Consider the following 11,775-nt stretch of genomic DNA (forward strand, 5'->3'; position numbering starts at 1 on the left):
GTGCCCCATGTCCCGATTCTGGGACATGGGTTTCCACTGCTTCAACCAACCCAAAATTTGAAGTACATGCAGACAGCATTGAAATCGTCGCAACACTATCGCCGTCGCTCTTGCCTGCTGGTCCCTAAGCCCTGATCCCTGGCGTTAAAGCACCAGCTTGGCAATCGTAGCTAACTGCATAAACGAAGTCCCCTCATAGATCTTGCCGATCTTCGCATCGCGATAGAGCTTCTCCACGGGATAGTCCTTCACAAATCCAGCCCCGCCGAAGACCTCCACCGCAAGACTCGCCACCCGCTCCGCCACCTGCGAGGCGAAGTACTTGCACATCGCGGCCTCTTTCAAAAAGTCCTCACCGGCGTCCTTCAGCCTCGCAGCGTTGTAGACCAGCAGCCGTGCTGCTTCGATCTCCGTCGCCATCTCCGCCAGTTGAAACTGCATCGCCTGAAACTCCACCAGCGCCTTGCCAAACTGCTTGCGTTCTTTCGCCCACCTCGCCGCATGGCCCCACGCCCCTGAAGCCAGCCCCAGCATCTGTGCGCCGATCCCTATTCGGCCTTCATTCAGCGTCTCGATGGCAATCTTGTAGCCTTTGCCGACCTCACCCAACACCTGATTGGCAGGCACTACGCAATCCCGAAAGACTAGCTCGCATGTACTCGAAGCGCGAATCCCCAGCTTGTCTTCTTTTTTGCCCAACGAAAATCCGGCTGCACCCTTCTCCACCACGAACGCCGTAATTCCCTTGTACCCCGCCGAAGGATCAACGGTAGCAAAGACGACAAACAGCCCCGCCTCCTTCGCATTCGTAATCCAGAGCTTCTGCCCGTTCAGAACATAGTCGTCCCCACGCCGAACCGCCCGCGTCTGCAATGCAAAAGCATCGGACCCCGACGCGGCCTCGCTCAACGCGTAAGCACCCACCGTGTCCGCAGCCAGCCGCGGCAGCCACCGCTGCTTCTGTTCTTCAGTCGCCCACCGCACCAGCGCGTTCACGCAAAGCGTATTCTGCACATCGACCAGCACCCCCACCGCCGGGTCGACTGCCGAAATCTCCTCCACAGCCAGGATCGCCTCGAAGAAGCTGCCGTCCGCCCCACCGTAGGCCTCCGGAACGGCAATGCCCATTAGGCCCAGCTCAAACAGTTGACGAACTACCCCGGCGTCCATCTGCTGCGCCTCATCCATGCTTCGCACCAGCGGAGAAATCTCCTCCGCGGCAAACCTCCGCACCGTAGTGCGAAACATCTGCTCATCTTCGCTCAACTGCGTCAACGGAATAGCGCTTCGCTGCTCACCCATCGGCTCACCTCATTTAAAGAGGTTACGCGCACCCAAAGACAGCATCGGCTGCAAACCACAATTGACGATGGGATCTAGCCCGCCACCTTCACCAGCCGTCCACCCCGACTCACAATGGAGAGTTTTTCTGCGTTCAGAATCTTCCGCGCCTGGTCCTTCGCATGGCTCGACCACGGCCCCGTCGGGTCCAGCCGCACATAGGCCAGCCAGTGACGCAGAGCTCTGCGCCGCTCCCCCTGCCGCTCGTATGAAAGTGCAAGGTTGTAGTGCGCATCGGCATAGTGGGGCACCAGCGTCACTGCCTTCTGATAGGCCGCCGTAGCCTGGCCCAACTGCTGCAACTCGTCCAGAACGTTGCCCAGGTCGAAGAATGCCAGCGCATAGTCCGGGTCTGCCAGCGTCGCCCGACGATAAAAGCTCTCCGCCAGCTCATACTCGCGCAGGTTGTAGTGAATCGTCCCCAGATTGATCAGCGCCGGTGCATGTTCCGGCCGCAGCGCCAGAATCGCCTTATAGATTTCGATTGCCGACGGAATCGTCGCCGGATTCTCCTCCAGCTTCACCGCCCGCAGAAACATATCCTGTAGCTCGGCAGCCTGTCGCGCAGGGTCATGCCCTCCGGCCCGCACCACGCTTAGCTGCCGCGTGCCGGTCGTGTCGAAGTCGAAGGCAAGCTGCTGCGTCAGCGGATCGAGTAGGGCGCCACCATGCCGAAACGCCAGTCGCGATCCTCGCCTCACCGCGCTCGCCTCCATCAGCGGGTTCCGCATCCCGCCCACGCGCTGCATCGCATCCACCGATGCCCGAATGCTCTTGGCCGAGATGCGCGTCGTCGCCTGCAGATCGCGCAGCGTGCGCAGCCTGCCCAGCTCTTCAAAACTGTAATGTTCGTTGGGGGAAATCAGTCCCGCTCGCTCCCACGCCACTAACTGGCGCGCATGCAAGTGCAGGATTCGTAAAACGTCTTGACGGCAATATCGGGTCACGTCGATGTCTCTGTTGCCCCGTCCGGAGATCCGGTCCAGCAAAACTCTTGTTGCAGTATGCCGTCCAAACCTGCACCAATCAAGCCCCTTTCGCATAAGCCAGTCAAATAACAGTGGATATCGTGTACCAAATCGGGTTCCAAGGCCAAAGGGTACCCCATGTCCGGACTCTCGGACATAGGAATGCAACCCTTGCTTTCACCGCAGCCCTCATTTTCAGCCTGCCAAAGTGAAGCGATACATCCAGTCTCCGCCAGCCCACTGCGGATAGTTCGTGCCCCACGCATTGTTGAATAGGTTCACATGCACGCCCTGTCCTAGATCGGGCAGCTCCTCGCTGAAGTTCAGCGGCGACCTCGCGCCCAGAGCCACCACCGGAGCATCGAGCGTTGTAATCGTCAGTCGGTCGCGCCCATCTCCGCAGGCAAACTTCGACGTCACTGCGTGCATCCTGCGACCACCGCCGCGCACCACATCGTCCGCCGCGACCTCCTGATTCACCTTCTCGAAGCTCCACTTCGGACTGCCCGCCGTCTCCGGCATAAACGTCAGCCACATCGACTCCGGCATACGGTTCGGGGCCTTACCCATCGCATAAAACGTAAGCTGCACCACAGCCTCGGCCTTTGGAAAGACCAGCTCCAGATACATCGACCCCGGCCATGCCACCAGACCGTGCTGCTCACTCGCCGCATCGTCCACAGCAAGCTGCGCCAACACTCGATGATGTTCCGGGTGCTCCTCCACCCACATCTGCTTCAGCACAGGATGCCACTCGCGCGACTCCGCATGGAAACGCTCGATGTTCGGCTTGCCAAAGTCCTGCGGCGCCCACCACTGCTTGCTCCGCACATACGCCGCCAGGAATGCGGTGTAGTCTGCCTGCGAAAGCGTCTGGTAAGTAAACAGCGCCAGCGGATGCTTCGCCGATGCCCATGCCTTCTTCGTCTGCCGATTCACCAGTTTTGCAATCGAGCCCGTAGGCGGATCGAGCATCAACTCAAAATGCTCTGTGCGAATCTCCTTCTTCGCATCGTGCACCTGCATTCCGGAGTGGTCCGGTGCCACGACACGTAGCGTCTCCAGCCGCGCCTTCGCCTCGTTCTGTAGCCCCTCCGGCATATTCGCCACGCCCGCGTCGATGTCGTCGCGCTTCTCCTTCCAGCTCCGCTCCATCGTCTGGTAGCCGGGCTTATGAATGTACTCCGCCAGCTCCTTCGGCGAGTAATGATCGTGGTCGATGTAGCGCTTCGTGTCCGTCCCCCAGGTATGCTCTACTGCCAGCACCAGCCGCAGCAGCAGTTGCCGGTCCGTCGCATCTCCCACACTCATCCGCTTGCCCGCCAGCCACTCGCCGCGCAGCCGTGCCATCTCGCGGTATCGCGCAATCTTCGGCGGATCGCTCGGCGCTCCATAGATCCAGGTATCGCCGATCTCTTCCGTCACCACGGGCAGCGTCGCACGAGCCCCTTCCATCGCCGTCGCCACATCGCTCAAGCTCCCCGCAACAATCTTCGCATTAGGAAACTGCCGTCGAAGCCCGGCATAAATGTCGTCGATCTCCTTCGTCGTATGTGGCCCGGAGTTATCACTCCTCACCATCACCGACACCGCTAGATCCGAGCCCGGCACCCGCACCACGCTTCCATAATCGTGCCGGTGATACAGCACTGCAATCTCGGCTCCCTCGGGTTCCTTCCACAAAAAAACATCGGGGACCTCCGGCGGCGTACTCGCCGGGTTCACCCCGATATCCAGCAGCCGCACTCCACCGGCAGCCAGCGGAGCGACAATCCCCCGCGAATGGCATGGAACATCCGTCATCTTGCCGGCGGTCGTCGTATGCCCAAAGCGCTTGTCGAGCGCCGTCGAAAGGCCGAGGCAACCCTCAATCGTCGAGCGGTCAAGCATCTCCGTCTGCCAACTGAACGGCAGCGAGTGCCACGCGATATCGCCCTGCGCAATCGCCTGCTCCATCCTCCGCCGTTCGTCGCTGCTCGCCTGCTCCAGATACTCGTAGAGCAGCCACGATCCGGTCGTCCACACGTAGCGGTCGTGCCCGGCCTCTCTGCGTTCGGCCGCCAGCGCCATCGCCTGCGGATAGTACTGTTTGAAGTACTTCTGCATCACGTTCGCCTGCGTATCGGTAAAGCCGATATCGAGATGGCACTTGAACACCGCAACTACGCGCTTTACATCTTCCTGAACGGCTGGGGCCACCACACCCTGCTGCGCCCTGGCGACCCTTTGCCACGGGGAAAGCGCAGCCGAAGCCGCAGCGGTCAACGCCGCGGATTTGAGAAACTCTCGTCGCTTCATCACTCCTCCATCCTTCATTGGTGAATCGAATAATCCTTCGTCCCAATCAGCGAAGCAAACTCAAGCATGATCGGCGCGCAGAGTAACAAGGTCCCACCCCGCAACCGTCACCTCATGCTGCACACGATTCACCCGTTGCTCACTCAGGTCACTGATCCAAAGCTGCGGAGCCATCGGGGCAGCCCACGTCAACTTCGCCCGCTTCTCTTCGCCAGAAGCGCCGAACAACCGAATCACCGTTCCAGCGCCATCGTCGCTCGTCTTCAATGCCAGCGCGAGCACATCCTGCGGCTCAAGCCGCAGCAGCGCAGGTTTCACCGCACCAGCACTCGCCACCGTCGTCACCAGCGGCTGTGAGAGTCCAATCGCGAACCGGCTCGCGGCCGCCGCGTCGTACCCGGCATGAGGCCGCAATGCATAGCGAAACTCGACCACGCCTTCCTGATACGCCCGATAGTTCGTTCCCCAATGATTGTTCATCGCCCACGAATAAAACTTCTGCGTCGGTGCAATGTTTTTACGCCACAGCTTCGGGTCACGCTGCGATCCCAGCATGTTTGCCGAGATCTCGCCCACCTCCACCAGAGGCGCATCCAGCGTCACCCAGGTCACACCATGCTCCGCATTCGATACATCGATCCAACGCCCTACCGGAAGCCAGTTCTTGCACGCTCCCGGAAGCTGGTCGATCTCCGGCCTCATCATCCCCAGCGGAATATCCATCCGCATCGCACCATCGCGTACGGCAAATGGAAACGTGAACTGCACGCTCTCCTTCGCCTCCCGCTGCGCGAAGTCATCTCCCGGTCCACCTTTGCCGGGATGAGGATTCAACGGCGCACGTTTCTTGTCGACAACATTCGTCAACTCGACATGCTCCTCCCCCGCGACCAGCCGAACCCTGCGCACCAGGCTATTGCATCCCGGCGCAGATGATTCGACGCGCACCGAAACCACCAGCGGCCCCGCCTCTTCGACATGGATCGTAGCCGTCCCGCTCTGCTGCACCTTCGATACATCGCTCCCTTCGAGGAAGAGATACTCATTCACCGCTTGCCCCTGGCTACGATCGATCAAATTCTCCGTCTTGCCGTGCAGTGACATCTCCACCAGATCGCCGGTCGCCGCATCGATCTTCACCCGCACCATCCCATTTTCGAGCAGGCCGTCCTTGAACGTCACATGCTTCGCGGGAGCCAATGCCTTCGCCCGCGAAAGATGAAACCTCGCGCTGCCAAACGCCGGAACATCATGCGCCAGAAACGCCAGCTCTCCCGTAGACAATCTCTGTGACGGCATAGAAGCGCCGTGCTCCGTCTTTACATGGTCTCCTGTGGAGGACATGGCAGCCGATAGCACCACCAGTTCGCTCCGAGGCCACGAAGTCGAATTATGCACATCAATCGCCGCAGCATCCGCGCCTGCACCCGCAGACTTCAGTGCCTCATCCAGCAGCGACTTCGATATACTCTCCGCATCCACCGCGAACTGCCGCTTCACGTCCCACTGCTTTTTGGTAAAGTCGCTCTCCGAATCCGACACGCTGCACCACGCTCCCCACGTGTGCTCGGAGTACAACAGAATATTCCGCCACGCCTCATTCACCTTCGCCGTGCTCAGGGCCGCAGGCGAGAACATCGCGCCTAGCGCCTCCGCCTGAGTCAGCCGGTCCGCCGCCACGCGATTCAGCTTCGTCTCCAGCGCCGACGATCCCGCACCATCCTCCCAATACGGCGTCAGGTCTCCATGCATCTCCGGCACCTCGCTGCCATGCCGCTTCTCAAACGCGGAGAACGCCTCACTCGTCGACGAGATATGAAACTTCGGCCACTCATACTCCTCGTTCCATCCTTTAATAAACTTGCTCAGCTCCGGATCGGGCACCGCATTGTCTCCATGTCCCGACCAGCGAATATAAGAGATGTCATATTTAAATCCAGCCGTATCCAGGCGATCCTGATACTTGCCCACCCACTCCGGACTCAACTTCATCACATGCGACATCGCATAGCCCGTCCACGGAATCCACACCAACACCTTCTCCTTGCCTGAAGGCGAAAACGCCCAGAACGGCTTGTCCTGCCACTGCTCCATCAGGCTTCCAATGCGGTCGAAGAAATTCGGCGCAGCAGAAAAATACCGTATGCCCGCCTGCGCCATCGCCGTCACCGTGCCCCACGTATACCCCGGCACATCGCTGATCATCGCCGAGTCCACACGCACGCCGCACGTCTTTCCCAACTCCGTCCCATACCGGAATAGCTGCATCAGCTCTTCAGGACGACACAGCCCCGTCAGCTCATTCGCATACATTCCATTGATGGCCACCCACCCCTTCTTCACCGCTTCGACAAACGCATCTCTCTCCACCTGCGGCCTACGCCGCATAAACAGATCAGCCCCCCACAACACTTCGAGATTCCACACAAACCGCGAGCCCTCCGGATACCCCGCCGTCTTCTTCGCCAGCTCCATTCCCAGCGTGATGTTCTGCATCTGCTTCTCTTCCACATTTGCCTGCAGGTCCGTATACCCAAGATCGTGATGCGAGTGCGGCAGCACATAGACCAGCACCTTGCGAACCGGCTGCAGCTTCATCACCGCAGAGCTTGTGTTCTCTCCCACCTTCACCGTGACCGAACCATCGCGTGCCTCCGTCACCGCATCAATCAGTACGTTGAAGGTGCGCTGTCCCGAAGCGAGCGTCCTCCTGTCGATCTCCCTGCCATCGAGCGTCGTCACCACCGCAGCATCCGCGCCCGCATTTTGCACGGAGATCTGAATGGGCTGCATCAGCTTGCCGTCTTTCCTCACCAGGCCACGAATCGCCATCGCCATCGGAGGCGCAGCCACAGGTTTATCGCCATCCAGTGCAAACGCCGACAAGGCAGGCGTGGTACACAACGCTCCACCAGCCACAATCGAAAGACCCTTTAATACGTCCCGTCGCTTCATCCTGAGATACTCCGTTCTCTCCTGCAAAAGTCAATTATCGCCGGCAAGCGTCCTTCGGACAGAAACAAGTGAGTCCGGACAACACAAAGCGGCGGAGCTTTATGCCCCGCCGCCCTTGTACTATGTGCTGCCGGATTCGGCAACTATCGGCTAACGATGTCCGCCATTGTTTCCACCAGGACGACCACCACCAGCATGGCCCCCACCGGGACGACCTCCGCCGCCGGGACGACCGCCGCCGCCGTGCGGTGCTCCATTGGGTCGTCCGCCGCCAGCATGTCCGCCACCACGATTTGGTGCCCGTGGGGCAACGTGTCCACGATTGCCGCGATACCCAGGATTACCCCGATAGCCAGGCCTGCCGGCATAGTGACCGCCTCTTCCATTGCCGTAATATCTTCCTCCACGGCCGCCTGCAAAACGATGATTACCCCAACCGTTCCGATAGCCCCACTGATACCAAGGCCCCACACCTAAAAAGATGCCGTTATAGAAATAGCCGGGCCCGTAAAAGCCACCAGGCGCACAGGAGTAGGGAGCATAGTCATAGTAGCCATAGGGACAAACCGGCGGTGGGCCGCCGCCTATGCCGATACCGATGGAGACTTGAGCGTTGGCCGTCGGCATCAGGCCCACGGGCGCAAGCAAAGTTACACTCGCGACTAACGTTGCACTACAAAGAAGAGCTTTGAGTCTGCGCATGATGAATGCCTTTAAAGTGCCTGCGGTTCGTGAAATTGCATACGCTGCTAACTATGACCATCAAGGACTTAGAAGCAAACGTAGAAGGAATGGTTACTTCGCCAAGCCAGAAACCTCGCAATAACTGTAAAGGGAAAAGATTACTACGTGCCCATCCTAAAGGAAAAATAAAAAAATGCCCTCATCACCAAATGGGACTGGCAATCACGCTGAGCGCCCCCTCACTATCTATTGAAGAGAAATCTCGATAATCGTCACGCTCGCACTGGGAAACTTGTGCGTAAAGGCTCCATGTACCTCTTCCGTGTCTACCAGTGGCTTCACCTTATTAGGGTTCTCCTCATTGTTTTCGGCAAGGATATTGTCAGCGGCTATCGTTGTCACCTTGGCAACTCTTCCCTTCACCCCAAGACTGGCGAAGTCGAAGTTGGCTGTCAGCGCCTGCGTCAGATCACGGTTCACACAGAAGAGCACCAGAGACCTTCCACCCGCAGACTCGGCAGCGTCGACATCCAGATAAGGAACGTCCGAAATGTCAGGCAGGCGGTTCACACCATGAGCGACTGAATAAACCGGCGAGTTCGATTGCACGCGAAGCAGCGTGCGCGGCTCTGCATTCGCATACTCGCGAAGGACCCAGTACGCAGGCGCTCCGTAGACCTGGCCTCGCTTGCTCCATATCCCGCCGAACTCCATGATCCCGGTCATATCAGAGATGGGAACGATCTTCGAGTTGCGGATAATCATGTTCAGAAATCCGCCAGCGAAGAGTGCTCCGCCCATATTGGTAAAGTGCAACCCGGTATGAGAATCGGAGATCATAAGCCACTCCGTAAAGGCCGTGTTCACATGATCGCGATGCGGGCTCTGCTGGATCTGCGCGTGAATAGCGTGCATCCGCTCTTCCAGCCCGATGGGCAGCGCGAGACTCGCCATCGCACGAAACTGCGCTGTGGAATCAGGCATTTGCACACTATCGTTGACCACAAAGTGAGTAGAGAGAAGGTCGAACGTCCCCACAGGATTGGACAACTGTGCGGCGTTCCAGTCATGGAAGTGATCTTCATCCGCACCGGTGGCAATTAAGCGCGACGTTGGATCGACCTTGCGCACGGCCTGGCTGGTAGCAAGCGTCTTCTGAGCTACACGCTCCAGGCTCGGGTACCCCACCTGAAAGTCACCCCATAGCTCATTACCCAACTCCCATAGCAGGCCACCTTTATGGTCGCCCCAGTGCTGATCGACATACTTCACCCACGCCGCAGCATCTTGCGGCGTACCAGTGCCTAGGTTCAATGCGATCTGCGGCTGAGCGTTGATGAGTTTGCAAAACTCAAGGAACTCGTCGGTGCCAAAGGTGTTGTACTCCGGAATGCCCCACGAGACATTCAGCTTGCCGACACGCTTATCTCGGGGGCCGATACCGTCCTTCCAGTCATAGGCAGAGGTAAAATTGCCGCCAAACCGAATCAAGGGCGAATGCAGATCACGGGCCATCGCAATAACGTCGGGATCCATGCCGTCGATGTTGTCAGCCGGCATCAGCGATGCCTGATCCACCTCGACGCGCGCATCGTTCTTAAGCGCGAGCACGAAGTCCACGGGAGCAAGCGGGGCGACCTGTCCTGGCTTGAGCACGAGCGTAAAGGTGAACTTTGTCCACGCGGTTGCCGCTGCATTGAGACTCTGCGCGACTAGAATACTGTCCTTCTGATCATGCGTGCGCAGTGAAACGGTGACATCGGCTGGGCCTTCAATGTGCTTCAACCAGATACTGCCTGTGTAAGTGAGTTCGCGATGAACCGGCAGGTAGACCATCTGGCGAATGCCCACCTCCTTGCCGGGTAGCGACATAACCAGCAGCGAGCGCGTGGAGTTCGCCGCGTCTCCCCATACCGGCTGATAACGATTTCCCTGCGCCTGGTCGAGCGGCTCCCACGGCAGAGGAATTCCCAGTTGCGATGCCCGCCGCAACTCAGGACGCGCATGCAGCATCCCGGCAATGTTCCCAGCACTCCATAAACCATCTTCGAAGCTTGGGTTCTCCAGCGCATCGGCCCAGAGCCCCCCATACGTCGACTTGCCGATAGGCTCCAAAAAGCTGCCGAAGACCGAGGTCGGAATCGCTTCAGGAGCCTCCGTCCGCAGGATGTGCACTTCAATGGGCGTGTCGGTGACGGCAGCGTTATTGGTGATCTGAGCCGAAAGAGGATATGTGGCCATCCACGTAAGCGCGGTGACCGAGGCAACCTGCAGAAAGGACTTGGTAAAAGCTGATATGCGACTCATGAGAAGCGTCTCCTTGCAATGAATGACTGATAGATGGAATTGGAGCGTCCGCGAACAACCACAATACAAAATCGTTTAAATTGACACACAGAAACGGTGTACGACATATCTCTACTGCGTACCTGGCGTTATCGGAATAGCACGCTTTTGTTGCAGACTTGCAGCGATCTTCAATTGCTGTTCGGCCTCTGCTTTTTTCCCCACATGGGCAAGCGCGAGGCTGTAGTAGTAACGAGCCGGCTGATAATTAGGTGCGCTGACGATGGCTTTTGCAAGATACCCTTCTGCTTCGGCATAATTCTTCGCACGATAAGAGAGGATTCCCATTCCGGTAAGCGCTCCGCCATGGTTTGGATCGCGAGCCAGCGTCTTGTGAAAGAGCGGCTCCGCCTCGGCATCGTGCTGTGTATCCAGCGCAATCTGGCCAAGTGCGTAATAAGACTCCGTCTGTACCGGCTGCAACTCAATCGAGCGCTTGAACTCCTTCGTCGCCTCTGCAGTCTTAAGCTGCATCTGAAGCAGATGTCCAAGCCCATAATGGGCCGTGGCATCGTCCGGACGTGCGGCCAGATACTCCCGGAAGTGCTTCTCCGCCAACTCCGAATGCATCTGGTCCGTCTCCACACGCGCTAAAGCATAAAGCGTAGTGAGATCGTCGGGCTTGACCTTAAGCGCAGCACTCAGGGACTCATTGGCCAGCACCAACTGGTTCATCCCCTGTGCCTGAATGCCCAGGTCTATGAGGAGCGTGGGATCATCGGGTAGATTTTCACGGGCATGCTGCAAACACGCGAGCGCAGCTTCAGGACTCGCAGCGCGGACCTGCAGCGCAAGCGCCACGGCAGCCGAAAGCTCGCCGCGGCGGGCATCGGCATCGCGCAGATTGATCGCCAGCACGGCTTCGAATCGCTCCATCGCCTCCGGATAGCGATGTTCTTCAGAATACAGTTTGCCAAGCGCATTATTGGTGCTGGCATTCGTAGGACTGATCGCGATGGCTTGCAGCAGAAGCTGCTGTGCAGTGCTTTGATCCCCTTGCTGAAGACTGTGCAATGCCTGGGCCACGAGCGCGTCCGCCTGATTGGAAGTGGATAAAGTGTTGTTCGCCTGTTGCGCTGCTGCAAAAGACGACGAACCGAAATAGCCTGTGCCCATACCAACCAGCAGCAAGACAACGAAACGAAATGGGAAGAAGGATTTCATAAAAAGGCGGAGGGCCTGG

7 protein-coding genes are annotated in these 11,775 nt (G+C 58.5%); all 7 read right to left on the reverse strand.

Features of this window, described 5'->3' with window-relative positions:
• Positions 1-144: 144 nt before the first annotated feature.
• The 7 genes from GSQ81_RS13080 to GSQ81_RS13110 all read right to left on the reverse strand — a co-directional run bounded on the left by GSQ81_RS13080 (position 145) and on the right by GSQ81_RS13110 (position 11,756).
• Complete coding sequence (locus GSQ81_RS13080; RefSeq protein ID WP_174237966.1) at positions 145-1,302, reverse strand: acyl-CoA dehydrogenase; 1,158 nt, start codon at positions 1,300-1,302, stop codon at positions 145-147.
• A gap of 74 nt (positions 1,303-1,376) precedes the next feature.
• Positions 1,377-2,288 carry a tetratricopeptide repeat protein gene (locus GSQ81_RS13085; protein WP_254060171.1) on the reverse strand — a complete coding sequence of 304 codons (912 nt, stop codon included), beginning with the start codon at positions 2,286-2,288 and terminating at the stop codon, positions 1,377-1,379.
• 216 nt (positions 2,289-2,504) lie between these two features.
• On the reverse strand, positions 2,505-4,607 hold the full coding sequence (locus GSQ81_RS13090) for a DUF5054 domain-containing protein (protein WP_158911155.1): 2,103 nt from the start codon (positions 4,605-4,607) through the stop codon (positions 2,505-2,507).
• A gap of 60 nt (positions 4,608-4,667) precedes the next feature.
• Positions 4,668-7,562: a glycoside hydrolase family 38 C-terminal domain-containing protein gene (locus GSQ81_RS13095; protein WP_158911156.1), complete on the reverse strand. Its 2,895-nt coding sequence runs from the start codon at positions 7,560-7,562 to the stop codon at positions 4,668-4,670.
• Between the two features lie 150 nt (positions 7,563-7,712).
• A complete protein-coding gene (locus GSQ81_RS13100; RefSeq protein WP_158911157.1) occupies positions 7,713-8,264 on the reverse strand; it encodes a hypothetical protein in 552 nt (183 codons plus the stop codon).
• A gap of 228 nt (positions 8,265-8,492) precedes the next feature.
• Complete coding sequence (locus tag GSQ81_RS13105) at positions 8,493-10,553, reverse strand: alpha-L-arabinofuranosidase C-terminal domain-containing protein (RefSeq protein ID WP_158911158.1); 2,061 nt, start codon at positions 10,551-10,553, stop codon at positions 8,493-8,495.
• A 111-nt stretch (positions 10,554-10,664) separates the two neighbouring features.
• Entirely contained in the window at positions 10,665-11,756 is a 1,092-nt protein-coding gene (locus tag GSQ81_RS13110) for a tetratricopeptide repeat protein (protein WP_158911159.1), read from the reverse strand.
• Between the last annotated feature and the right edge of the window lie 19 nt (positions 11,757-11,775).

Source organism: Granulicella sp. L56 (assembly GCF_009765835.1).
GTDB lineage: Bacteria > Acidobacteriota > Terriglobia > Terriglobales > Acidobacteriaceae > Edaphobacter.

Bases quoted from the DNA above. Each gene is read 5' to 3' on its own strand.
- GSQ81_RS13080 (WP_174237966.1), bottom strand. From the start codon at position 1,302: ATGGGTGAGCAGCGAAGCGCTATTCCGTTGACGCAGTTGAGCGAAGAT.
- GSQ81_RS13090 (WP_158911155.1), bottom strand. From the start codon at position 4,607: ATGAAGCGACGAGAGTTTCTCAAATCCGCGGCGTTGACCGCTGCGGCT.
- GSQ81_RS13095 (WP_158911156.1), bottom strand. From the start codon at position 7,562: ATGAAGCGACGGGACGTATTAAAGGGTCTTTCGATTGTGGCTGGTGGA.
- GSQ81_RS13100 (WP_158911157.1), bottom strand. From the start codon at position 8,264: ATGCGCAGACTCAAAGCTCTTCTTTGTAGTGCAACGTTAGTCGCGAGT.
- GSQ81_RS13105 (WP_158911158.1), bottom strand. From the start codon at position 10,553: ATGAGTCGCATATCAGCTTTTACCAAGTCCTTTCTGCAGGTTGCCTCG.
- GSQ81_RS13110 (WP_158911159.1), bottom strand. From the start codon at position 11,756: ATGAAATCCTTCTTCCCATTTCGTTTCGTTGTCTTGCTGCTGGTTGGT.